At 67.2% G+C, this 23,769-nt stretch carries 21 protein-coding genes, 1 pseudogene and 2 riboswitches; of the genes and pseudogenes, 10 read left to right on the forward strand and 12 right to left on the reverse strand.

Annotated features, from left to right (window positions below):
* Positions 1 to 33: 33 nt before the first annotated feature.
* Complete coding sequence (locus AU193_RS14550; protein WP_064423056.1) at positions 34 to 1,305, forward strand: amidohydrolase family protein; 1,272 nt, start codon at positions 34 to 36, stop codon at positions 1,303 to 1,305.
* Positions 1,302 to 1,661 carry a nuclear transport factor 2 family protein gene (locus tag AU193_RS14555; protein ID WP_064423057.1) on the forward strand — a complete coding sequence of 120 codons (360 nt, stop codon included), beginning with the start codon at positions 1,302 to 1,304 and terminating at the stop codon, positions 1,659 to 1,661. Before AU193_RS14550 ends, AU193_RS14555 begins: the two co-directional genes overlap by 4 nt.
* On the opposite strand, the gene AU193_RS14560 is transcribed toward AU193_RS14555, so the two are convergent.
* Positions 1,658 to 4,285: an FHA domain-containing protein gene (locus AU193_RS14560; protein WP_064423058.1), complete on the reverse strand. Its 2,628-nt coding sequence runs from the start codon at positions 4,283 to 4,285 to the stop codon at positions 1,658 to 1,660. The two genes, AU193_RS14555 and AU193_RS14560, sit on opposite strands and share 4 nt — an antisense overlap.
* A 181-nt stretch (positions 4,286 to 4,466) precedes the next feature.
* Between AU193_RS14560 and AU193_RS14565 the strand changes: the two genes are divergently transcribed.
* Positions 4,467 to 4,883: a hypothetical protein gene (locus tag AU193_RS14565; RefSeq protein ID WP_156425212.1), complete on the forward strand. Its 417-nt coding sequence runs from the start codon at positions 4,467 to 4,469 to the stop codon at positions 4,881 to 4,883.
* Here AU193_RS14565 and AU193_RS14570 read toward each other — a convergent pair.
* The gene (locus tag AU193_RS14570; RefSeq protein ID WP_156425213.1) at positions 4,850 to 6,094 is read right to left on the reverse strand and encodes an NADH:flavin oxidoreductase; all 1,245 of its coding nucleotides are present in this window, start codon (positions 6,092 to 6,094) and stop codon (positions 4,850 to 4,852) included. The genes AU193_RS14565 and AU193_RS14570 overlap by 34 nt on opposite strands.
* A gap of 40 nt (positions 6,095 to 6,134) precedes the next feature.
* Here AU193_RS14570 and AU193_RS14575 point away from each other — a divergent pair, with 40 nt between their 5' ends.
* Positions 6,135 to 6,992 carry a bifunctional methylenetetrahydrofolate dehydrogenase/methenyltetrahydrofolate cyclohydrolase gene (locus AU193_RS14575; RefSeq protein WP_172798308.1) on the forward strand — a complete coding sequence of 286 codons (858 nt, stop codon included), beginning with the start codon at positions 6,135 to 6,137 and terminating at the stop codon, positions 6,990 to 6,992.
* Positions 6,989 to 7,282 carry a DUF3017 domain-containing protein gene (locus AU193_RS14580; RefSeq protein WP_064423061.1) on the forward strand — a complete coding sequence of 98 codons (294 nt, stop codon included), beginning with the start codon at positions 6,989 to 6,991 and terminating at the stop codon, positions 7,280 to 7,282. Before AU193_RS14575 ends, AU193_RS14580 begins: the two co-directional genes overlap by 4 nt.
* Positions 7,283 to 7,364: 82 nt before the next feature.
* Here the strand turns inward: AU193_RS14580 and AU193_RS14585 are convergent, their stop codons facing one another.
* From AU193_RS14585 to AU193_RS14595, 3 genes are read right to left on the reverse strand one after another with little or no spacing between them, the layout of a single operon-like run.
* Entirely contained in the window at positions 7,365 to 8,096 is a 732-nt protein-coding gene (locus AU193_RS14585) for a class I SAM-dependent methyltransferase (protein WP_064423062.1), read from the reverse strand.
* A 7-nt stretch (positions 8,097 to 8,103) separates the two neighbouring features.
* A complete protein-coding gene (locus AU193_RS14590; RefSeq protein ID WP_064423063.1) occupies positions 8,104 to 9,237 on the reverse strand; it encodes a homoserine O-acetyltransferase in 1,134 nt (377 codons plus the stop codon).
* Entirely contained in the window at positions 9,237 to 10,604 is a 1,368-nt protein-coding gene (locus AU193_RS14595; RefSeq protein WP_064423064.1) for a bifunctional o-acetylhomoserine/o-acetylserine sulfhydrylase, read from the reverse strand. Before AU193_RS14595 ends, AU193_RS14590 begins: the two co-directional genes overlap by 1 nt.
* 41 nt (positions 10,605 to 10,645) lie before the next feature.
* Positions 10,646 to 10,767, reverse strand: a riboswitch (SAM riboswitch).
* A 196-nt stretch (positions 10,768 to 10,963) separates the two neighbouring features.
* On the opposite strand from AU193_RS14595, the gene AU193_RS14600 reads away from it, so the two are divergent.
* Positions 10,964 to 13,219, forward strand: a complete 2,256-nt coding sequence (locus tag AU193_RS14600) for an NADP-dependent isocitrate dehydrogenase (RefSeq protein ID WP_064423065.1) — start codon at positions 10,964 to 10,966, stop codon at positions 13,217 to 13,219.
* Here the strand turns inward: AU193_RS14600 and AU193_RS14605 are convergent.
* Entirely contained in the window at positions 13,216 to 14,058 is an 843-nt protein-coding gene (locus AU193_RS14605; protein ID WP_064423066.1) for an alpha/beta fold hydrolase, read from the reverse strand. The genes AU193_RS14600 and AU193_RS14605 overlap by 4 nt on opposite strands.
* A 126-nt stretch (positions 14,059 to 14,184) precedes the next feature.
* Between AU193_RS14605 and trpS the strand changes: the two genes are divergently transcribed.
* Positions 14,185 to 15,201 carry a tryptophan--tRNA ligase gene (gene trpS / locus AU193_RS14610; protein ID WP_064423067.1) on the forward strand — a complete coding sequence of 339 codons (1,017 nt, stop codon included), beginning with the start codon at positions 14,185 to 14,187 and terminating at the stop codon, positions 15,199 to 15,201.
* A gap of 1 nt (position 15,202) precedes the next feature.
* Positions 15,203 to 16,264 carry an inner membrane protein YhjD gene (yhjD, locus tag AU193_RS14615; RefSeq protein WP_064423068.1) on the forward strand — a complete coding sequence of 354 codons (1,062 nt, stop codon included), beginning with the start codon at positions 15,203 to 15,205 and terminating at the stop codon, positions 16,262 to 16,264.
* On the opposite strand, the gene AU193_RS14620 is transcribed toward yhjD, so the two are convergent.
* On the reverse strand, positions 16,258 to 16,581 hold the full coding sequence (locus tag AU193_RS14620; protein ID WP_064423069.1) for a multidrug efflux SMR transporter: 324 nt from the start codon (positions 16,579 to 16,581) through the stop codon (positions 16,258 to 16,260). The genes yhjD and AU193_RS14620 overlap by 7 nt on opposite strands.
* 12 nt (positions 16,582 to 16,593) lie before the next feature.
* Positions 16,594 to 16,657: riboswitch (guanidine-III (ykkC-III) riboswitch) on the reverse strand.
* A 59-nt stretch (positions 16,658 to 16,716) separates the two neighbouring features.
* On the opposite strand from AU193_RS14620, the gene AU193_RS14625 reads away from it, so the two are divergent.
* Entirely contained in the window at positions 16,717 to 17,637 is a 921-nt protein-coding gene (locus tag AU193_RS14625) for a nitronate monooxygenase family protein (protein ID WP_172798315.1), read from the forward strand.
* Here the strand turns inward: AU193_RS14625 and AU193_RS14630 are convergent.
* From AU193_RS14630 to AU193_RS14645, 4 genes are all read right to left on the reverse strand, one after another.
* A complete protein-coding gene (locus AU193_RS14630; protein ID WP_064423071.1) occupies positions 17,634 to 18,857 on the reverse strand; it encodes a D-alanyl-D-alanine carboxypeptidase family protein in 1,224 nt (407 codons plus the stop codon). The two genes, AU193_RS14625 and AU193_RS14630, sit on opposite strands and share 4 nt — an antisense overlap.
* A gap of 81 nt (positions 18,858 to 18,938) precedes the next feature.
* Positions 18,939 to 19,961, reverse strand: a complete 1,023-nt coding sequence (locus AU193_RS14635) for an SMP-30/gluconolactonase/LRE family protein (RefSeq protein ID WP_064423072.1) — start codon at positions 19,959 to 19,961, stop codon at positions 18,939 to 18,941.
* 86 nt (positions 19,962 to 20,047) lie between these two features.
* Entirely contained in the window at positions 20,048 to 21,418 is a 1,371-nt protein-coding gene (locus tag AU193_RS14640) for an aspartate aminotransferase family protein (RefSeq protein WP_064423073.1), read from the reverse strand.
* Positions 21,415 to 21,936 carry an Lrp/AsnC family transcriptional regulator gene (locus AU193_RS14645; RefSeq protein WP_064423074.1) on the reverse strand — a complete coding sequence of 174 codons (522 nt, stop codon included), beginning with the start codon at positions 21,934 to 21,936 and terminating at the stop codon, positions 21,415 to 21,417. The genes AU193_RS14640 and AU193_RS14645 overlap by 4 nt, the downstream gene beginning before the upstream one ends.
* Positions 21,937 to 22,138: 202 nt before the next feature.
* Between AU193_RS14645 and AU193_RS14650 the strand changes: the two genes are divergently transcribed.
* Positions 22,139 to 23,086 (forward strand): sigma-70 family RNA polymerase sigma factor, encoded by a 948-nt coding sequence (locus tag AU193_RS14650; RefSeq protein ID WP_064423075.1) that lies wholly within the window; start codon positions 22,139 to 22,141, stop codon positions 23,084 to 23,086.
* Here AU193_RS14650 and AU193_RS14655 read toward each other — a convergent pair.
* Positions 23,016 to 23,630, reverse strand: a pseudogene (locus AU193_RS14655) (carboxymuconolactone decarboxylase family protein); the annotation flags it as partial. The gene AU193_RS14650 and the pseudogene AU193_RS14655 sit on opposite strands and share 71 nt — an antisense overlap.
* Positions 23,631 to 23,769 lie beyond the last annotated feature (139 nt).

The raw sequence follows: 23,769 nt of genomic DNA on the forward strand, positions 1-23,769 counted from the left end.
GCGCGACCGTCTGCCCGGAGAAACAATGGGTCCATGGCCGCCACCTGGGACACCCTCGATCGGTACGTCGTCATCTCCACCGACACTCACGCGGGGGCCGACCTGCGGCATTACAAGCCCTACCTGCCCGCCCGGCTCCACGATGACTTCGACGCGTGGGCCGCGAGCTACGTGAGCCCGTTCGACGACCTGATCATCGCGACCGCGCAGCGCAACTGGAGCCACGAGCTGCGGATGTCGGAGATGGACGCCGACGGGGTGGCGGCCGAGGTGTTGCTTCCCAACACCGTTCCGCCGTTCTTCCCGACCACGCCGAACATCACCATCACGTTGCCTCGCACCCGTGACGAGTTCGAGAAGCGGTGGGCCGGGGTGCAGGCTCACAACCGCTGGCAGATCGACTTCTGCTCGCTGGCTCCGGCGCGGCGCCGAGGACTCATTCAGGTCTTCCCCAACGACGTCGAGCTGGCCCTCGACGAAATCCGTTGGGGCGCAGAACAGGATTGCTTCGGCGGCGTGCTGCTGCCTGCGGTGTCACCGGGCGACCCGAACGTCGCACCGCTGTTCCACACTCGTTACGAACCAATCTGGACACTGTGCGCCGAACTGGACCTGACCGTCGTTCAGCACGCCGGGGCCGGTAGCCCGATCATGCCGATGGATCAGCCGGCCTCGAATGCGGTGTTGGTAACCGAGATGGCGATGTGGGCGCAGCGCACCGTTTCGCACCTCATCCTCGCCGGTGTGTTCGAGCGGCATCCGACGTTGCGGTTCGTGCCGACGGAGCAGGGCACGCTGTGGTTGCAGAACCAGATGATGATGCTCGACATCATGGTGCCCTCGATGAAATCCGAAGCGGGCAACAGAACGTACGGAATGTTCGGCGGCTCGTCGATCGACGAACTGACCATGGCGCCCAGCGATTACGCCAAGCGGAACTGTTATCTGGCATCGGAGTTGACGCCGTACGAGTCCTCGACAATCGACTACATCGGCGCCGACCACGTCATGTGGGGTAGCGACTACCCGCACGAGGAGGGCTTCGCGCCGCACTCCAAGCTGGCGATCCGCTGGGCGCTGCACGACCAGCCCGAGGACGTGTGCCGCAAGATCCTCGCCGGCAATGCCGCCCGGTTGTACCGGTTCGACCTCACCGCCCTCGTCCCGGTCGCAGCGGAGATCGGTCCGACGGTCGCCGAAGTGCATACGCCGTTGGAAGATACGGGTTATATCTCTCCGCCCGCCTTCGGTAATCGCCCCTTCGAAGGAGGGTTGGCGCTCAAGCGGCTGGCCCCGGCCCGATGAGCGCTACCCGGCAGGTCGTCGAACGATGGGTCGAACTCTTCAATGCCGGTGACGCGGCAGCCCTTTCCGGCCTGTACGCCGAGGACGCCGTCAACCACCAGATCGCGTTGCAGCCCGCCGTCGGCCGCGACGCCATCGAGCGGTTTCACCGCGACACATTCGATGCCGGTCCTCTCACCTGCACCCCCGTCAACCTGCTTGTCGATGGCGAGTGGGGCGCGCTCGAATGGACCGACCCCGACGGGTTTCGCGGGTGCGGGTTCTTTCTGGTGCGCGACGGCAAGATCGCTTATCAACGCGGCTATTGGGACAGCGCGCAGCTGAACGCGATCCATCCCGAGGTGCACGGACGCTAGGCGCTGGCCAGCCGGATACGCCAGCGCACGAACGCCGTGTAGCCGATGCAGATCAGCCCGAGCATCGCGATGTCGAACAGCCACGTTCCGGCGCTGTGTTCCCAATGTCGGTCGTTGGGCGTCAACGGGCCGGGAACCAACCGGATCAGGTCGATCGTCGACGCCGAAGCCGCGAAACCCCAACGGGCAGGGGTGAACCACGACATCTGATCGAGCACGATCCGGTCCGTCACCGGGATCATCCCGCCCGAGAACACCAGCTGCGACATGATCGCCACCACCAGCAGCGGCATGATCTGTTCGTTGGACCTCGCCAGTGCCGAGAGCGCCAGCCCGACCATCGCCGCGGCCACCGTCGTCACCGCGATGTCGACGAACAACTCGATGCTGCGGTTACCGATGAGCGCACCGCTGTCGACGGCGCCGGGCCCCCAACCCTTCCCGATGATCGCGATCGCCGTCACGATCGCCGACTGCACGATCGCGAACATCGTGAACACGAAGACCTTCGCCAAAAGGTATGCCGTCGTGGACAATCCGACGGCCTGCTCGCGGCGGAAGATCGCCCGCTCCCCGATCAGCGCCCGGATGGTCAGCGCGGTGCCCATGAAGATCGCGCCGACGTTGAGCATGACCAGGATCTGACCCGGCTCGTTGGGCGCCGCGCCACCCTGTATCGCGGGCACCGGCACACCGAATCCGACGTCGCCGGGCACCGACAACGACAGCACGCCCATGATGAACGGCAGCAACATCAGGAACGCGAAGTAGCCGCGGTCGGACACCACCAGCCGCACCTGACGGCGCGCGATCGTGGAGAACTGTCGCCACACGCTCGTACTCGTCGGGCTGCCCAGATCGGAGGGCTCTTCGGTCGGCGGTGGCGGCGGCGGGGACCCGTGCCTGGAAAGGAAGCGCTCGTTGGCCGCATCGGGATCGCTGGCCACCGAGCTGAAGATGTCGGCCCAGTTGGTCGTGCCCATCGACGGGCCGATCTGGCTGGGCGGGCCGTAGAACGCGGTCTTGCCGCCGGGCGCCAACAGCAGAACCTGATCGCAGACGTCGAGGTAGGTCAGCGAGTGCGTGACGACCAGCACGACGCGTCCGGCGTCGGCCAGTTGCCGCAGCATCGTCATGACCTGGCGGTCCAGCGCGGGATCCAGGCCCGAGGTCGGCTCGTCGAGGATCAGCAGCGACGGGCCGGTCAACAGTTCGAGCGCAACCGAGGCGCGCTTGCGCTGGCCGCCGGAGAGCTTGTCGACGCGGGTCTCCAGATGATTGGTCATCTCGAGTTCCTCGAGCACCTGCATGACGACCTGTTCGCGGTCGGCTTTCGTGGTGTCGGGCGGCAGGCGCAGTTCGGCGGCGTACATCAGCGCCTGACGTACGGTCAACTGCCCGTGGACGACGTCGTCCTGCGGAACCATCCCGATCCGGGAGCGCAGTGATGCGTACTCGGCGTGCACGTTGTGGCCCTCGAAGGTCACCGTGCCCGTCGTCGGATGGGTGTAGCCGGCGACCAACCGCGCGAACGTCGACTTGCCGGCGCCCGAGGGGCCGATGACGGCCGTCAGCGTGCCGGGCCGCGCGGCGATCGAGATGTTTTCCAGCAGCGTCTTGTCGTTCTCGATGGTCCACGTGACGCCGTGTACCTCCAGCCCGCCGGTGCGGGTGGCGGCCTCGGTCTCCGTGCGGCGGACCAGTGTGCCGCCGGAGAAGACGAGGTCGACGTTGCCGATCGTGACCGTGTCGCCGTCGCGGAGCACCGCGGACTCCACACGCGCACCGTTGACGAACGTGCCGTTGATGCTGCGGTTGTCGATGATCTCGGTGCCGGCCGCCGTCGGAACCAGGGTGGCGTGGTGGCGCGAGGCCAGCACGTCCGGTACGACGATGTCGTTGTCGGTGGCGCGACCGATCTTGACTGCGCCGGGGACGTTGTCGGCGGGCCTGCCGGCCGGCCGCAGGATCTTGAGCATGCTCGTGGCGAGGTTGCCCTCGCTGGAGCGCGGGGCGGCGGTCGGTCCCATCGCCGTGGCCGATTCGAGCGCCGGTGACGATATCGGCTGGCGTACCGGCTGCGGCGGGCTCGTATAGGCCGCGGGCTGCGGCGTGCTGGGATAGCGGGGCGGGGGAGGCCCGCCCGGATAGCTCGGTTGCGGACGCGCCTGCCCCCGCGGTGGGCCGTATGACCGCGCGGTGTGGGGAGTCGAGTGCGGCCCCGAAACCGACGGGGGAGGGGTGGGGTAGTTGCCCACGGGTCGCTGGTTGCCGATCGGCACCGCCACGGTCGGTGTCCGGCCCACCGCACCCTGATGGCGCCCGATCTCGAAGGTCAGTCGCGGACCGTCGGGATTGCCGATGTTGACCGTCTGACCGTCGTGGATATCGACCGCGGGGACCCTGCGGTTGTCGACGAACATCCCGTTGAGGCTGCCGTTGTCGATCGCGACCCAGCGGCCCTGATCGAAGCGCAACACCAGATGCGCACGGGAGATCAGTGGATGGGCGATGCGAACGTCGGCGCGGAGGTCGCGGCCGATGACGACGTCATTCCCCGCCGCGAAGGTTCGGGTCGATCCGTCGTACCGAACGGTCAGCGCGGGTGGGGCGGGTCGGTTCATCGACGCCAACTCTAACGGTAGGCACCTCGAACGCGATGGTCCGACCACGCGGTGCGTCACCCGCACGGTCGACCGCGGCGCTTGCCTGCCGGTCCGCACGCCGCGGCCCACTGACGAAAGTTAGCCGTCGCCCGGCGAGTCGCGCGCGGATGGCGCCCAAACGTGGTCACCATAGGTCATGGTGTCTCGGGCGCCGTTTCTGGTCGTCGGCATTGGCGGACTCTGTGTGGCGGCGGCGTTCCTGGCGCCGACGGTCGACGCGCAGAGCACCATTGCCATCGACGCGCACGGGTTCGTCGACTCCGAAGCCCGTTGCGAGGCGCCGTGGCAGCCAACGGCTTTGGGCCGTACGCAGTTCGCGCTCGTCGCGATCTGCAAACGCGGCGGCAGTTACGAGTACCGCGGGGTGCGGATGAGCGACGGTCTGGTGCTGACCGCGCCGGCGGTCGAAAACAATGACGGCGTCTTCACCGTCGAGAACGAGGGCGCCACGTACACGTTCTCGGCGAAGGAACTCGTCGTGACCGCTGGAGACCGCGTGTTGGTGACCGAACCGATGGTGGCCTACGTCGAGCCGCGGTCCGCCGTCGACGGCTGATAGTTGTCCGGCGCACCCGTCAGCACGCAGCGGGTGTGGCTGTAGATCGTCGGCATGCACTTGTTGCAGTGATCGCAGATCGACCGCACCGAACTGTCGGCCTGGATGCGGTTGAGCAGATCGGGTTCGGCCAGCAGCGCGCGGCCCATCGCCACGAAGTCGAAACCCTCGGCCATCGCCAGGTCCATCGTCTCGCGATTGGTGATGCCGCCCAACAGGATCAGCGGCAGCTTGAGCTCGGCGCGGAACAGCTTGGCGTCGCGCAGCAGGAACGCCTCGCGATAGGGGTACTCACGAAGGAACTTCTTGCCGGTCATCCGAATGCCCCACCGCAGTGGTGGTTTGAACGCGCCGGCGAACTCCTTGACCGGGGCTTCGCCGCGGAACAGGTACATCGGGTTGACCAGAGAACTGCCCGCCGTCAACTCGATGGCGTCCAGGCCGCCGTCTTCTTCCAGCCACTTCGCGGTCTGCAACGACTCCTCGATGCTGATCCCGCCGCGCACACCGTCGGACATGGTGAGTTTGGCGGTCACCGCGATCGGGTTGCCCTCCTTCTCGACGGCGCGCCGTACGGCCGTGACCACCCCACGCGCCACCTTCGCGCGGTTCTCCAGCGAGCCACCGAACTCGTCGGTGCGCCGATTGAGCAACGGGCTGAGGAACGAGCTGGCGAGATAGTTGTGGCCGAGATGGATCTCGACCGCGTCGAAACCGGATTCGATGGCCAGGCGCGCGGCGTTGGCGTGCGCCTCGGTGACCTCGCGGATGTCGTCACGGGTGGCCTTCTTGGCGAACCGCATCGACAGCGGGTTGAAAAAACGGATCGGCGCCAGCGCCTTGGCCTTGTTGGTCCGCGCGTTCGCCACGGGGCCGGCATGGCCGATCTGGGCGCTGATCGCGGCGCCCTCGGCGTGGATCGCCTCCGTCAGCCGCTTCAGTCCCGGCACCGCCTCCGGACGCATCCAGATCTGCCAGCCGTCGGTGCGCCCACCGGGGGCGACCGCGCAGTAGGCGACCGTCGTCATCCCGACTCCGCCGGCGGCGGGCAGCCGGTGGTAGTTGATCAGATCGTCGGTGACGAGCGCGTTCGGCGTCGACGCCTCGAATGTCGCCGCCTTGATGATCCGGTTGCGCAGCGTCACCGGGCCGAGCTTGGCGGGGGCGAACACATTGGGCAGGTTGCTGTGCTGTTCGCCCGAGAGGCTCATCGCCGTGTTCATAGAAAGTGAGCATGCCAGACTGGCACCCGTGGGTGCGATCACGCTGGACGGCAAGGCTACGCGCGACGAGATCTTCGTCGACCTCAAAGAACGCGTCGCGGCGCTCACCGCGGCGGGCTGCACGCCGGGACTGGGCACCGTGCTCGTCGGCGACGACCCCGGCTCGCATGCCTACGTGCGCGGCAAGCACTCCGACTGCGCGAAGGTCGGCATCAACTCGATCCGCCGCGATCTGCCCGCAGACATCAGTCAGGCCACTCTCGACGAGACGATCGACGAACTCAACGCCAACCCCGAGTGCACGGGTTACATCGTGCAGTTGCCGCTGCCCAAGCACCTCAACGAGAACGCCGCACTGGAGCGCGTCGATCCGGGCAAGGATGCCGACGGCCTGCACCCGAGAAACCTCGGCCGGCTGGTCCTCAACGAACCCGCCCCGCTGCCGTGCACCCCGCGCGGGATCGTGCACCTGTTGCGCCGCTACGAGGTGGAGATCGCCGGCGCGCAGGTCGTGATCATCGGGCGCGGCGTGACGGTCGGTCGCCCGCTCGGGCTGCTGCTGACGCGTCGTTCGGAGAACGCGACGGTCACGTTGTGCCACACCGCGACTCGTCATCTTCCGGAGTTGGCCCGGGAGGCCGACATCATCATCGCCGCGGCGGGCATGCCGCACATGGTGACCGCCGAGATGGTGCGGCCCGGGGCGGCGGTCGTCGACGTCGGGGTCAGCCGCGACGAGAACGGCAAGCTCGTCGGCGACGTGCATCCCGACGTCTGGGATATCGCCGGGCACGTATCGCCCAATCCGGGCGGCGTCGGGCCGCTGACCCGTGCGTTCCTGCTGACGAATGTGGTCGAACGCGCGGAGGTACTGGCCGGCTCGTGACGCCCAAGGAGTTCGCGCGCAAGGTTTTCGCCGGTCAATGGCCGTTCTGGTCGGTCGGCCTGATCTTCGCCGCCGCGTTCGTCCTCGTCGTCGCGGGCTATTGGCGACGCGGCGCGCTGGTGATGGCGATCGGGGTGGGCGTGGCGGCCGCGCTGCGTCTGCTGTTGAGCGACGACCGCGCGGGGTTGCTGGCGGTGCGCAGCCGGGGCGTCGACTTCGTCACCACCGCGACCGTCAGCGCGACGATGCTCTACGTTGCCTGGACCATCGACCCGCTGGGCACGAGCTGAATCCGGTTTCATTCGCCGAGCCCGACGTTTTGGCGGGTTTTACTCCTCTTTTTCCGCCAAAGCGTCGGCTTCGATGCGACTGTCAGGCCAGCGAAGCGCGGATACACACCGTGACGTACGGCAGCGCCAAACCGGTCGAGTTGGCCAGCGCCGGATGGGTTGACAGCAGCTCGCGCACTCGGTCCAACGTCCTGGCGCGCACCTTCTCCGGCGACGTGATGCAGTAGCTGCGGGACGCGACCAGGTCGATGAGCGCTTGCGGGGTCAGGTAATTGGTCCACTCGACCTGATGACGTTCGACACCGGTGAACGGCTCGGGCAGCGACACGGTGTTGCTGAACGGATCGTTCTCGTGACCGATGATGCGGCCGAGGTCTTTAACCCAGCCCAGCCGCTCGTCGCGGGTGTTCCACACCAGGCCCAGCCGACCGCCGGGGCGCAGCACGCGGGCCACCTCCTTGACCGCGATCTCGGGGTCGAACCAGTGCCAGGCCTGAGCCACCAGCACGGCGTCCACGCTGTCGTCGGGCAGCGGAATCTCCTCGGCGGTGCCGAGCAGAGCGGGCGTCTCGGGAAGCGAACGACTCAGCAGCTCGAGCATCTCCGGGATCGGATCGACGGCGACGACGTCGAGGCCGCGCTCCACGAGACGCGTGGTCAGCTTGCCCGTACCGGCCCCGAGGTCGAGCACCTTGGCGGCATCCGACGGCAGCAGCCAGTCGATCGCGTCGGGGGGATACGACGGCCTCCCGCGTTCGTAGGCGGCGGCTTCCGCGCCGAAGGACAGCGATCGATCGCGTTCCGGCCGGCTCACCGCAGACTCATTTTGCTGCCAGCTCCAGCGTGCGGCGGATCAGCTTGTAGACCGCGTCGGTCTCCACCAGGAAGCCGTCATGCCCGTAGATCGACTCCACGACGTCCAGCCCGGCGCAGCCCGGCAGCAACTCGGCCAACTCCTCCTGCAGCCGAAGTGGGTAGAGCCGGTCGGAGGTGATGCCGCCGACCACCGCCGGCACCGGACAGCCGCGCAACGCGGCCTCGACACCTCCGCGGCCGCGTCCGACGTCGTGGCTCGACAGCGCCTCGGTGAGGCTCACATACGTGCCCGCATCGAACCGCGCCACCAGCTTTCGGCCCTGATGTTCCAGATAGCTCTGCACCGCGTAGCGGCCGCCGAGACCGGGCTCCTCATCGCCTTGCGGATCGTTGGCGAAGCGGGTGTCGAGCTCGAGCTCCCCGCGATAGGTCAGATGGGCGAACCGGCGGGCGATAGCCATGCCGACATCGGGGGACAGACCCGTGCCGTAGTAGTCGCCGTTCTGCCAGTTCGGATCGGCTTTGATCGCAGCGACCTGCGAGCTCTGGGTGCCGATCTGGTCGGCGGTGGCACGCGCGCCGACCGCCAGCACCAGCCCCGCGCGCACCCTGTCCGGATGGCCGACCATCCACTCCAGCGCGCGGGCACCACCCAGTGAGCCGCCGATCACCGCGGCGACCTCGGTGATGCCGAACGCCTCCAGCGCGGCGATGTCGGCTCGCACCTGGTCCCGGACCGAGACGAGCGGAAAGCGCGAACCCCAGGCCTTGCCGTCGGGATGCAGTGAGCTGGGGCCGGTCGAGCCGCGGCACCCGCCGAGCACATTGGTCGCCACCGCGCACCAGCGGTCGGTGTCGATGGGTCCGCCGGGACCGGCGACACCGTCCCACCAGCCGGGGGTCGGGTGGTCGGGCCCTGCCGGACCGGTGATGTGCGAGTCGCCGGTCAGCGCGTGCAGCACGACGACGACGTTGTCGCGCGCCGGCGACAACTCGCCCCAGCGCTGCACGGCGATCGACACGTCGTCGATGACCGCGCCGTTCTCCAGCTTCAGCGGGCCGATGTCGACCACGCCGATCTCGCCTTCCGCGGGCAGGTTCAGGAGTGGTACCTCGACTTCCAGGTCGGACAGGGTCATCAGAACGCCGCCGTGGTGTTCGGATCGGATCTGCCCGCCGAGCTGAACGGCTTGGCGGCGGCGAAGCCCTGCTCGAGATCGGCCAGGATGTCGTCGATGCCCTCGATGCCGACCGCCAGGCGCACCAGCCCGGGCGTGACCCCGGTCGCCAACTGCTCCTCCGGTGAGAGCTGCGCATGCGTGGTGGAAGCCGGATGGATCACCAGCGACCGCACATCGCCGATGTTGGCGACGTGGCTGTGCAAGGTCAACGCATTGACGAAGGCCTTTCCGGCGTCGACCCCTCCCGCCAGCTCGAAGGCGAGCACGGCGCCGGTTCCCTTCGGCGCCAGTTTCTTTCCGAGCTCATGCCAGGGAGACGACGGCAACCCTGCGTAGTTCACCGAGATGACGTCATCGTGTCCCGCGAGGTACTCGGCCACTTTCTGTGCGTTGGCGACGTGGCGCTCGACGCGCAGGCTCAACGTCTCCAAGCCCTGGGCGATCAGGAACGCGTTGAACGGTGACGCCGCCGAACCCAGGTCGCGCAGCAGTTGCACGCGTGCCTTCAAAGCGAAGGCCGGTGGGCCCAGCTCGGCGAACACGACACCGTGGTAGCTGGGGTCGGGTTCGGTGAACCCGGGGAACTTCCCGTTGGTCCAGTCGAACGTGCCGCCGTCGACGATCACGCCTGCGATGGCCGCGCCGTGGCCGCCCAGGTACTTGGTGGCCGAGTGCACGACGATGTCGGCGCCATGGCTCAACGGTTGGATCAGGTAGGGCGTGGGGATCGTGTTGTCGACGATCAGGGGCACCCCGGCGTCGTGGGCGACCGCGGCGACGTTGGGAATGTCGAGGATGTCGATCTGCGGGTTGGAGATCGACTCGGCGAAGAACGCCTTGGTGTTGGGACGCACCGCCGCGCGCCAGGACTCGAGGTCGTCGGGGTCCTCGACGAAGCTGACCTCGATGCCGATCTTGGGCAGCGTGTAGTGGAACAGGTTGTAGGTACCGCCGTAGAGCCGCGGACTGGACACGATGTGGTCACCGGCGTTGGCCAGGTTCAGGATCGCGAAGTGCTCGGCCGCTTGACCGGAGGCCAGGAACAGTGCGGCGACACCACCCTCGAGGGCCGCGATGCGCTGCTCGACGACGTCCTGAGTCGGGTTCATGATCCGCGTGTAGATGTTGCCGGTTTCGGCCAGACCGAACAGCGCGGCGGCGTGCTCGGTGCTGTCGAAGGTGTACGACGTGGTCTGGTAGATGGGCAGCGCCCGCGCGTTGGTCGCGCTGTCGGGGGTCTGTCCGGCGTGGACCTGTTTGGTTTCGAACGCCCACCGCGCGGAGCGGGGCTCGTCCGGGCGACCGTCGGACTCTGGCGTGCTCATGCGAAACGGACCTCCATCTGTCTCTGGGGCCCGTCACAACGGACCCGCGCTTGCCGGTACCGCCTGTCAGCGGGTACTCAACCTGGTCATCACCCGGGGCACCCCACCGCGGTTGGAGGGTTGCCGACCAGCAAGCCGGGGCTTGTCGCTGGCACTCATGACCGCTGAGAAGCGTATCGCACGTCACCGCCGTCGTGCCAGCGAGGCGATCTCGGCGGTGCCGGGTCCTGGCTACCGACCGGTAGCGGATCACAGTCCAAGTGCCGGACCCCCTGGCTCACACAAGCCGCCGGGTACGGCGCAATACTGGTAGTCGACTGACCGAGGCCTGACCGATTAGCGAGCCGGGAGAACCCCACATGACTGCCGAGCAGCCGACCATCATCTACACGCTGACCGACGAGGCGCCGCTGCTGGCGACCTACGCGTTCCTGCCGATCATTCGCACCTTCACCGAACCGGCGGGCATCAACGTCGAGACCAGTGACATCTCGGTGGCCGCACGCATTCTCGCGGAGTTCTCCGACCGCCTCACCGACGAGCAGCGCGTGCCCGACAACCTGGCCCGGCTGGGAGAGCTCACCGAGAAACCCGACACCAACATCATCAAGCTGCCGAACATCAGCGCCTCGGTCCCGCAGCTGTTGGCCGCCATCAAGGAGCTCAGGGCCAAGGGCTACGACCTTCCCGACTACCCCGGCGACCCCAAGACCGACGAAGAAAAGCAGATCAAGGATCGCTACGCCAAGGTTCTCGGCAGCGCAGTCAACCCCGTTCTGCGGCAAGGCAATTCGGATCGGCGTGCTCCCAAGGCGGTCAAAGAGTACGCACGTAAGCATCCGCACAGCATGGGCGAGTGGTCGATGGCGTCGCGCACGCACGTGGCGACCATGAAGAAGGGCGACTTCTATCACGGTGAGAAGTCGATGACGCTCGACAAGGACCGCACGGTCAAGATGGTGCTCGAGACGAAGAGCGGTGAAACCCTGGTGCTCAAGCCGGAGGTGGCGCTCGACGACGGCGACATCATCGACAGCATGTTCATGAGTAAGAAGGCGCTCTGCGAATTCTTCGAAGAACAGATCGAGGACGCCTACAAGACCGGCGTGATGTTCTCGCTGCACGTCAAGGCCACGATGATGAAGGTGTCGCATCCGATCGTGTTCGGGCACGCGGTGAAAGTCTTCTACAAGGACGCGTTCGCCAAGCATCAAAAGGTGCTCGACGAACTCGGCGTGAACGTCAACAACGGCATGTCCGACCTGTACGACAAGATCCAGGCGCTGCCCGCCTCGCAGCGTGAGGAGATCATCCAGGACATCCACGCCGTGCACGAACACCGGCCCGAACTGGCGATGGTGGATTCGGCCCGCGGCATCACGAACTTCCACTCGCCCAGCGACGTGATCGTCGACGCATCGATGCCTGCCATGATCCGGCTCGGCGGCAAGATGTACGGCGCCGACGGGCGGACCAAGGACACCAAGGCGGTGAACCCCGAGTCCACGTTCAGCCGGATCTATCAGGAGATGGTCAACTTCTGCAAGACCCATGGGCAGTTCGATCCGACGACCATCGGAACCGTGCCCAACGTCGGGCTGATGGCGCAGAAGGCCGAGGAGTACGGCAGCCACGACAAGACGTTCGAGATTCCCGAGGACGGCGTCGCGAACATCGTCGACGTCGACACCGGTGAGGTGCTGATGACCCAGAACGTCGAGACCGGCGACATCTGGCGCATGCCGGTGGTCAAGGACGCCGCGATCCGTGACTGGGTGAAGCTGGCCGTGACGAGGGCACGTGCATCGGACATGACCGCGCTGTTCTGGCTCGACACCGAGCGTCCGCACGAGGTGGAACTGCGCAAGAAGGTCAAGGAGTACCTCAAGGAGCACGACACCGAGGGCTTACACATCCAGATCATGCCGCAGGTGTGGGCCATGCGGTACACGCTGGAACGGTTGATCCGCGGCCAGGACACCATCGCCGTGACCGGAAACATCCTGCGCGACTACCTGACCGACCTGTTCCCGATCCTCGAGCTGGGCACCAGCGCGAAGATGCTGTCGATCGTGCCGCTGATGGCCGGCGGTGGCATGTACGAGACCGGTGCGGGCGGCTCGGCGCCCAAGCACGTCCACCAGCTGGTCGAGGAGAACCACCTGCGGTGGGATTCGCTCGGCGAATTCCTCGCCCTCGGAGCGTGTTTCGAGGACATCGGGCGCAAGACCGACAACAAGCGCGCCATTCTGTTGGGCAAGACGCTGGACTCGGCCATCGGAAAACTGTTGGACAACAACAAGAGCCCGTCGCGCAAGACCGGCGAGCTCGACAACAGGGGCAGTCAGTTCTACCTCGCGATGTACTGGGCGCAGGAGCTCGCCGAGCAGACCGACGACAGCGAGCTCGCCGACCACTTCGCCGACCTCGCAAAGTCGTTGGCAGACAATGAGGATGCGATCGTCAACGAACTCGTCGAGGTGCAGGGCGACTCCGTCGACATCGGCGGGTACTACTACCCGGACCCGGAGAAGACCACCGCGGTGATGCGGCCCAGCAAGACGTTGAACTCGGTGCTGGAGGGCGCGACCACCGAGCCGGTGACCAAGCTCTAACCGCCGAGCGCCTCCCGCGGCGGCGCGGCGTGCCGGTCGACGAACTCGACGATCAGGTCGGCGACGCGCTGCGGCGCTTCGTACATCGGGATGTGTCCGACGTCGTCGAGGTGGGTGATTTCCGTGCTCTCCGGCAGGTGCCGGGTGAAGTGCCGGGTGAACCGCGGGTGCGGCAGCACCCGGTCCTTCTCGCAGATCACCAGGTGGGTGGGGCACGAGCCCTCGGCCAACTCCAGCAGACCCGGTGTCAGCAGCGACTTCACCAGCAGCTGGTAGTAGGCCGGGCAGTGCGTGACGTCGTCGATGATGTCGATGAGGTCCTCGTCGCTCAGCCGGTCCGGGGTGGCGCTGATCGGGAAGTGCGCGAGGTATCGGGTGAACGGCAAGTGCAGCACGCGTTGCCGGAACGCGAGCGTGAACAGCCACACCGGGAAGCCGGCCAGGAACTTGCCGACGATCTCGAACTTCGCCGGCGTGTACCGACTCCACCCGCCCGCCGGCGCGATACCGGTCAGCGTGCGTGCGCGGCCCCGGCGCTCGAGCTCGAAGGCCACCCAGCCGCCGAGCGAGTTGCCGACGATGTGGGCGGTGTCCCAGCCCAGCGCATCCATCCTGCGTTCCGCGTCGTCGGCGAGCTCGGCGGTGTCCAGGAAACGATGCCCCTTCACCCCGCCGTTGTGCCCGGGCATCGTCGGCGCCAGCACCTCGTAGCGGCCGGTGTCGGCGATCAGCGGCGCGACCTTCTTCCACACGTTCTGCGACATCATGAACGGGTGTAGGAGCAGCATGGGCTCGCCTGAGCCGACGTGGATCGGGTCGCGCGGCAATCTCTTAGCCATCAGCCCGACAGTAAAGGTGATACCGCCGGTACCGCAAGTGCGTCGGAGCGAGGCCTACGCGCTGCGTTGGTCGGACCACGCGCCGGTGACCGTCGAATACTGATCGCGTGAAATGATCGGTCGATCATGAGCAGTCCGCGCAGACCCGTCGTCTTCTCCGGCGTGCAACCCACCTCCGATTCGCTGCACCTCGGCAACGCGCTGGGAGCGATCCAGCAGTGGGTCGGCCTTCAGGACGATCACGACGCGTTCTTCTGCGTGGTGGACCTGCACGCGATCACGCTCCCGCAAGACCCCGAACGGCTCCGGCGGCGCACCCTGGTGACCGCGGCGCAGTATCTCGCGCTCGGCATCGACCCGGGCCGCAGCACGATCTTCGTGCAGAGCCACGTTCCGGCACACGCCGAATTGGCCTGGGTGCTCGGGTGTTTCACCGGTTTCGGGCAGGCATCGCGGATGACGCAGTTCAAGGACAAGTCGCAGAAGGAGGGCAGCGAGGCCACCACGGTCGGGCTGTTCACCTATCCGGTGCTGATGGCCGCCGATGTGTTGTTGTACGACACCGAACTCGTGCCGGTCGGAGAGGACCAACGTCAGCATCTGGAGTTGGCACGCGATGTCGCGCAACGGGTCAACTCCCGCTTCCCGGACACCTTCGTCATCCCCGAGCCGATGATCCCCAAGGCGACGGCCAAGATCTACGACCTGCAGGACCCGACGTCGAAGATGAGCAAATCCGCCGGAACCGAGGCCGGCCTGATCGGCTTGCTCGACGATCCGAAGGCGTCGGCGAAGAAGATCCGCTCCGCGGTCACCGACAGCGAACGCGAGGTGCGTTACGACCCCGACGCCAAACCCGGCGTCTCGAACCTGCTGACGATCCAGGCGGCGGTCACCGGCACCGACGTCGACAAGCTCGTCGAGGGTTACGCGGGCCGCGGGTACGGCGACCTGAAAGCCGACACCGCCGACGCCGTCGTCGAGTTCGTCACCCCCATCAAGGCCAGGGTCGACGAACTGCTCACCGATCCCGCCGAGCTGGAATCGGTTCTGGCCGTGGGCGCCGAACGTGCCCGCGACGTGTCGGCGACGACACTGCGACGGGTGTACGACCGGTTGGGGTTCCTGCGGCCGGGGAGCTGACGTGGCGGAGCCTGATAGGAGACCTCCGGCCGAGCAGGAAGAGCCCGGCGAGAAGCAGGGGTTCGTCGACCGGCTGCGCGGGCGGTACGAATGGTTCGACCACGTCATGCGCGCGCAGGAACGCTACAACGACAGCAAGGGCGACTTCTACGCAGCGGGCATCACGTACTTCACGGTGTTCGCGATGTTCCCGTTGCTGATGGTCGGCTTCGCCGTCGCCGGTTTCGTCCTGGTCAGCCAGCCCGAACTGCTCGCCGACATCCAGGACCGGATCAGGGCGTCGATGTCCGGCGACGTCGCCAGGCAGCTCGTCGAACTGATGGACTCGGCGATCGAGTCCCGCACCTCGGTCGGGCTCATCGGGCTGGCCACCGCGGCATGGGCCGGGCTCGGCTGGATGGCGAACCTGCGCGAGGCACTGAGCCAGATGTGGGGCCTGATGCGGCGCGAGCCTCGCGGTTTCGTGCGCACGAAGCTGTCGGATCTGACAGCCATCGCGGGGTTGTTCCTGGCGATCGCGGTCACCATCGCGTTGACCGTGGTGAGCAGCTCAGGATTGGCCCGCAAAGCGGTCGAATGGGTTGGTTTGGGGGATGTTCCGGGCATGAGCATCCTGCTGCGCGTGATCTCGCTGGCGGTCTCGGTGTTGATCAGCTGGCTGCTGTTCACCTGGATCATCGCGCGGTTGCCACGCGAATCGATCAGCTTTCGCTCCGCCATGCGGGCAGGAGTGCTCGCGGCGGTGGCGTTCGAAGTCTTCAAGCAGGTGGCCTCTATCTACCTGCGCTCGGTGGTGACCGGCCCGGCCGGGGCGACCTTCGGCCCGGTGCTCGGTCTGATGGTGTTCGCCTACATCACCGCTCGGCTCATCCTGTTCGCCACGGCGTGGGCGGCCACGTCGATCGAGAACATGGACGCCGCGCCGGTCCCACCGCCCGGCCTCGCGCAGATCACACCGCGGGTGCAGGTGCGAGAGGGCGTCGGTGTCGGCGGTGTGTTGACCGCTGCTGCGATGGGAGCGCTTGGCGCGCTAGGGGTTTCGCGATTTCGCCGGCGTCATTGACCCTGGCTGACCAGCTGCAGGCCGATCACGCAACCGATGATGCCCAGCAGGAGCGCCACCTTGATCACCGAAGCACTCTCCTCGCCGGTCACCAACGAGTAGACGACGGTGAGGGCGGCGCCGACGCCCACCCAGACCGCGTAGCCGGTCCCGACCGGCAGGTCGCGCAGCGCAAGGCCGAGTCCGCCCATCGAAATCGTCACGGCGACAAGGAAGATGACGATAGGAATGGGTCGGGTGAACCCTTCCGTCTTGCTCAGGGCGATCGCGAACACCGATTCGAAGGCCCCGGAAACGATGAGAATCAACCAAGCCATGACACATCTCCACCCACGCCGTCTTGTCGCTGGCCGGGTACGGCGTCCCTCGTCCGGTGTCACCTGCTGACCCTCACGACGGTAGCAAAGGCGTAACGTCCCCCTGTGCCCTTGTCGACGCCGTGGTCTGAGCGGATGGGCCTCGCCGCGCCAATCGTCAATGCCCCGATGGGCGGTACCGCCGGTGGCGTGCTGGCGGCGGCGGTGTCGCGGGCCGGTGCCCTCGGCATGATCGGGATGGGCAGTTCGGCTACCGCCGCGAAGTTGGCGGCCGAACTGCCGCACGTGTGGGGGCTCGAGCGCCCCTTCGGTATCGGTCTCGTGCACTGGGTGATGGCGGCCGAGCCCGAACTGCTCGACGTCGCGCTCACGGCGAAACCCGCGCTGCTGGCCGTCAGCTTCGGCGACGACTGGTCGTGGGTACAGCGAGCCCACGACGCCGGCGTGCCGGTCGCCGCCCAGGTCGCCGACGTCACGGCGGCGCTGCGAGCAGTCGACACCGGCGTCGACGTGGTCGTCGCGCGCGGAGCAGAAGGCGGCGGGCACGGCGAGGCGCGCATCGGCACCCTGCCGTTGCTCGCGGAGGTGCTCGACGCGGTGACGGTGCCCGTGCTCGCCGCCGGGGGGATCGCCACGGGCCGAGGCTTGGCGGCGGTACTGGCCGCCGGAGCCTCGGGCGCCTGGCTCGGTACGGCGTTCAGCACCTGCTCCGAAGCCGCGACCTCCCCCGCCGCGCGGGACCAGCTGCTGCGCGCGTCCGGCGACCAGACGGTGACGACGCGCGTCTTCGATGTCGCGTTCGGATACCCTTGGCCCGCAAAGCTTCCCGAACGCGTGCTACGCAACGAGTTCGTCGACCGCTTCGACGGTCGCGAGGACCTCCTTGATGCTGACGCCCGCGCGGCACTCGCTGCTGCCGCGACCGCCGAGGACTACCGGGTGGCACCCGTCAACGCCGGGCAGGGCGTTGGCATGGTCCGAGAATCGCGCTCTGCGGCAGAGGTGGTCGGACGGCTCTGCGCCGAGGCCGAGCACCTGTTGCGCCGCTGGGGTTAGTGCTGCGGCCGCCGGTTCAGCGACCGTGCGCCCATGATCAACGAGAACACGATCATGCCGCCGACCACCGCGACGCCCACGCGCACCGGCATCGCGTCGATGTCCGACATCATCGGGGCGGCGTTGACGGCGGGATTGGTGCCGTCGGCCCCCGGCTCGGTCCCGAGCAACGACGGGTCGGGCTCGATCAGCTTGCCGACGCTGGTGCCTGGCGCCGTGGCGAAGCCGTAGTCGAGCAGATGCGCGGCCTGCTCCCACGGTGCGATCGGCTGACGGGTGCCCTTGAGAAGCACGGCGACGAGTCGGCGGCCGTCGCGGTTGGCGGCGCCGACGAACGTCTGGCCCGCGTCGTCGGTGTAGCCCGTCTTACCGCCCATGGCGCCGGGGTAGTTGAGCAGCAGCTTGTTGTCGTTCTCGATGGGATAGCCGACATCGCCGCGGCCGGGGAAGTCGAACGCACGGGTCGCCACGATGTCGCTGAAAGTCGGGTTGCGCCAGGCGTACCGGTAGAAGAGCGCCATGTCGTAGGCCGAAGTACTCATGCCGGGACCGTCGAGCCCGGACGGCGTCGCAACCCTGGTGTCGAGGCCGCCCAACTTCTGGGCCAGGTCGTTGAGCTTGTGCAGCGCGGCGTCCCACCCGCCCATCTGTCGAGCCAGTGCGAACGCGGCGTCGTTGCCCGAGTACATCAGCAGCCCGTGCAGCAGGTCGTTGATCGAGTAGTGGCCGCCCTCCCCGACGCCCACCTTGGTGCCCTCCTGCGCGGCATCCTCGGCGGTCCCGGGGACGACCTTGTGGATCGGCAGTTCGTTGATCGCCTGCATGGCGGTGAGCACCTTGATGATGCTGGCGGGCCGGTGCCTGCCGTGCGGATCCTTGCCCGCGATGACGTCGCCGGAGTCGAGGTCGGCCACCAGCCAGGCCTCGGCTGAGACGTCGTTGGGCAGGGGCGGGGTTCCCGGCGCGGTGATGACGCCACAGCCGGAGAGCTTCTCGCCGCCCATCGGGGACGCGGGCACCGGCAACGGAGCTGGCGGCGCCTGCCCGGGTTTGGGTACCTCGGACGCGTCGACCGCGGGCGGGGTCACCTCGCGGTACGGACATGCACTCGCCTCCGGCGCCGCAGGCTCCTGCGCACTCGCCACAGCCGGTCCCGCCGCCACGAACAAGGCGGTGGCCAGCACGGCGGCGCGTTGCAGCGGTTCTCGAAACTTCGCCATCGTGACCGCACAATAAGCCGCGAAAGGGCCGATCCCGCGTAGGCGCGCTGTGACTGGTGTTATCCGAGTTTCGTCTGTGACTTAGCGGACCGACAGAGACGCGAGGTCGGCGTGCGCGACGGCGGGGAATGCGATGCTGCCCATCCACAGCAGGCCGTCGGCTTCGACCAGACCGGTCACCATGCCGAACTTCGGGTGCTTGCAGCGGATGCCCGCGACGACGTCACCGCTGACCGGGTCGAACGCCACGGCCCACACCTCGGGTTTCAGTTGAGGCTGGAGCCTGTCGGGCAGCTTCCACAACAGCTTGCGCAACCCGGGCCAACGCGGGGCGAGCCATTCGGCCGCGGCGTTGGGTGGCGAGACCATCGCGCACCAGATGCGCCCGTCGGCGCCGGTGGACAGGTTGTCGGGCATACCGGGCAGATGCTCAACCAACGGGGTCACCGATCCCGCGCGTTCCCCGGTGAGCCAGTACTTCGACAGGCGTCGTCCCAGCGTCTCGGCGAACACCAGCGCCGACCCGTCCGCTGTCGGGGTGACGCCGTTGGCGAAGTACAGCCCAGCCACCACGGTGAGCACTGTGCCGTCGGCGTCACGTCGGAACAGGCTTCCCCGCGGCCGCGCCTCGAAGCCCGCGCCCTTGAAGTGGGCGTAACTGAACGCGCTCGTCGACTCGGTGAAATAGATTGTGCCGTCCGATGATTGGGTGACGTTCGAGCAGAACATCAACCGCCGGTCGTCGACCTCTGCCACGAGCGTCTCCAGCGTGCCGCCGACCGGATCCAGGGACAGCAGGCCGCCGGGACTGGTGCAGACCAGGATGCGGCCGTCGTGCGCGACATGCATGCCCAGCGGCCGGCCCTCTGTCGTGGCGACGACGGCCGGGTCGCCACCGCCGGGCGCGATGCGCACGATGCGGCCGTCGTCGACGCCCGCCCATAGCGCGCCGTCGGCGTCGACCACCACGTCCTCGGGTGCGTTGCCGGGCATCGGGACGACGGTCAGCTCGGCAGACGGTAGATCCGGAAGCGGATCGACGGGCGGAGGCTGCCAGCGGACGGGATCGATCGGCGGCTTCGGCGGCTTCGAGTTGGTGGGCACGTTGCCAGTCTCGCCGAAATTGCATTCCAGCAGACAGTTACTCGTACTTTCGCTGCTGGAATGCACTCTGGCGGAAAACCGGCGAGCTAGATGCGGCGCCCCGCCTCGGAAAGCACGTCGCGCACGATCCGGTAGATCGCGTCGAACTCCTTCTGGCCGCTGATCAGAGGCGGGGCCAGCTGCACGACCGGATCACCGCGGTCGTCGGCGCGGCAGTACAAGCCGGCCTCGAACAGCGCTGGAGTCAGAAAACCGCGCAGCAGCCGCTCGGACTCGTTGTCGTCGAAGGTCTCCTTGGTCGCCTTGTCCTTGACCAACTCGATGCCGTAGAAGTAGCCCTCGCCGCGGATGTCACCGACTATCGGCAGGTCGTACAACTGCTCGAGGGTGGACCGGAACCGCGGGGCGTTCTCCTTGACGTGGTCGTTGATCCCCTCGCGTTCGAAGATGTCGAGGTTGGCCAGCGCGACCGCCGACGACACCGGATGCCCGCCGAAGGTGTAGCCGTGCGCGAACGTCGTCTTGCCGTCGTTGAACGGCTCGAACAGCCGGTCGCTGGCGATCATCGCGCCGATCGGCGAGTAGCCCGACGTCAAACCCTTTGCGCACGTGATGATGTCGGGCACGTAGCCGAAGTCGTCACAGGCGAACATCGAACCGATCCGTCCGAAGGCGCAGATGACCTCGTCGGACACCAGCAGCACGTCGTACTCGTCGCAGATCTCCCGGACCCGCTCGAAATAGCCTGGCGGAGGCGGAAAGCAGCCGCCCGCGTTCTGCACCGGTTCGAGGAAGACGGCCGCGACGGTGTCGGGTCCCTCGAACTCAATGGCTTCGGCGATGCGGTCGGCGCAATACTGCCCGAACGCCTTCTCATCGTTCTGATACGGCGCCGGCGCCCGGTAGAAGTTGGTGTTGGGCACCCGGAAGCCGCCCGGTGTCAGCGGCTCGAACGGTGCCTTGAACACCGGCAACCCGGTGATGGCCAGTGCGCCCTGCGGCGTGCCGTGGTAAGCGATGGACCGCGAAACCACCTTGTGCTTACCGGGTTTGCCGGTCAGCTTGAAATAGTTCTTGGCCAGTTTCCACGCCGTCTCGACGGCCTCGCCGCCGCCGGTGGTGAAGAACACCCGGTTCAGGTCGCCGGGGGCGTAGTTGGCCACCCGCTCGGCGAGTTCGATCGCCGTGGGTGTGGCGTAGGACCACAGCGGAAAGAACGCCAACTGCTCGGCTTGTTTGGCAGCGGCCTCGGCCAGCTCCTGACGGCCGTGGCCGACCTGGACCACGAAAAGTCCTGACAGCCCGTCGATGTAGCTCTTGCCGTTGCTGTCCCAGATCGTGACACCCTCGCCGCGTGTGATGATCGGCGGAATGATGCCGGCGCCGTGCCGGGCGAAGTGACCCCACAGGTGGCGGTCGGCCTTCGCGCTGAGCTCCGACGAAAGGGTTGTCGTCATCTGGTACCCCAATTGTATTGCTGTTTGACGAGTTTCAAGTACACAAGCGTTTCGGTGGATATCACTCCAGGAAGGGCGCGGATCTGGGTGTTGAGCAGGTCGAGCAGGTCGTCGTCGTCTTCGCAGACGACTTCGACGATGGCATCGAAGGATCCGGCGGTGAGCACCACATAGTCGACGGATTCGATGGCGGCCAGCTTCTCGGCCACCTTGGTCGTGTCGCCGGTGCAGCGGATGCCGATCATCGCCTGACGGGCGAAGCCGAGCTGCATCGGATCGGTGACGGCGACGATCTGCATGACGCCCGCGTCGACCATGCGTTGCACGCGCTGCCGGACGGCGGCTTCCGACAATCCCACCGATTTGCCGATGCCCGCATAGGAGCGGCGGCCGTCCTGCTGCAGCATCTCGATGATCTGCTTGCTCAGGTCGTCGAGTTGGAACGCGGCGCCGGGGCGGGAATGGTTGAGGCGAAACGAAACGGGGCCGAGGCCGTGCGTAGCACCCGGTGAAGGCATGTCAGTGATTGTGCACGGAATCCGTCGCGAGAAGCAACCACAACCATGGAATCACTCGTGCGAGGCGCGTCCGGCTACGGGAAGGCGTAGGGATCGCGTGGTCCCGCCGTTGGCCAGGGCGGGCGCATCGTCTGCGGCGCGTCGTCGACAAGTCCGCTCTTGATGAGGTCGAACCAAGCAAGCGGATCGGTAGGCTGGCGGGATGACCGCCGGCATGCGGGTCGACGAATTCGAGGCGCTGCGCCCGCACCTGCTGTCCGTCGCCTACCGGCTCACGGGCACGATGGCCGACGCCGAGGACATCGTGCAGGACGCTTGGTTGCGCTGGAGTGCCGCCGAGCAGGAATCGATCAACGATCTGCGGGCATGGCTGACGACGGTGGTCAGCCGGTTGGGTCTGGACCGGCTTCGTTCGGCGGCGCATCGCCGCGAAACCTATGTCGGCGAATGGCTTCCGGAGCCGGTGGTCACCCGGCTGGACGGCGACGATCCGTTGGCGGCGGTGGTCGCCGGCGAGGACGCCCGGTTCGCCGCGATGGTGGTGCTCGAGCGGCTCAACCCGGATCAGCGGGTCGCGTTCGTGCTGCACGACGGCTTCTCGGTTCCGTTCGGCGAGGTGGCCGAGGTGCTCGGGGTCAGCGCGGCGGCGGCGCGGCAACTGGCGTCGCGCGCGCGGCGTGCCGTCGCCGACGCGCCGCCCCCGGCGCCCGACGCTGCGCACAACGAGGTGGCCGGCGCGCTGATGTCGGCACTCGCCGCGGGTGACATGGAAGCCGTTGTGCGACTGCTGCATCCAAACGTCACCTTCACCGGCGACTCGAACCGCCGCGCCCCGACGGCGCCCCGCGTCATCCACGGCCCGGACAAGGTGGCCCGCTTCCTGTTCGGTCTGGCCCGTCGCTACGGGCCGGGCTGGCTCGAGACAGGCGTGCCTGCATTGATCAACGGTCAGTTCGGCAGTTGGACGCCGGGATCACCGGCCCGCGACGGCCATCCGGAGATGATGCCGCGCGTCATCGCGATCACGGTGCGCGACGGCAAGGTCTGTGCGATCTGGGACATCGCCAATCCGGACAAGTTCACCGGTTCGCCGTTGCGGGATCTGAGTCGTCGGTCGCCCACGGAACCCGGCAGGCGTCACCGGAATTGAAGCCTTGCTCGGTGATGCCCAGCGCCGAGTACATCCGCGCCCGCATGTTCTCGACACCGATCTGATACGTCAGCTCGATGACGCCCTCATCGCCGAACCGTCGGCGAAGATCGTCGACCTGTTCGTCGGTGATGGTGTGTGGATCGCCGGTCATCGCGTCGGCGTACGCGATCGCGGCGCGCTCGTCGTCGGAGAACAGCGGTGACGTCGCATAGTCGTCGATGTGCTTGAGGCGGTCGACGTCGAGGCCGTCGAGGCGTTGCAGCATCGAGCCGAAGTCGACGCACCACGAGCATCCGATCGTGCGGGCGGTCCAGAACACCGCGAGCTCGCGGACGCTCGTGGGCAGCTTCTTCGACGCCGATTGCAACAGCGTTTCGTGGACCGCGTTGGCGACGAGCAGCCGCGTATGGTGCGCCGCCACGCTGAACGGCTCGGGTACCTCGCCGAACCGGCGCTTGGCGACCCGGTACAAGAGCTTGGTGAGCAGCGAGGCGCGTTGCGGGGGCAGGGGGTCGATGCGAGTTCTCTGTGCGTTGTCGGTCATACCCATGGGACGAGACAGCGGCGCGAAGTGTGACAGCGAATGTCCGACACAGCGTCCGCGCTGGTGAGACGATGTTCACGTGGACGCAGGGCGGGGCCCGGGCGGGACAGCGACCGCCACGGATCTTCGTTGCGCC

The organism is Mycobacterium sp. GA-1285, assembly GCF_001499905.1.
Taxonomy (GTDB): domain Bacteria; phylum Actinomycetota; class Actinomycetes; order Mycobacteriales; family Mycobacteriaceae; genus Mycobacterium.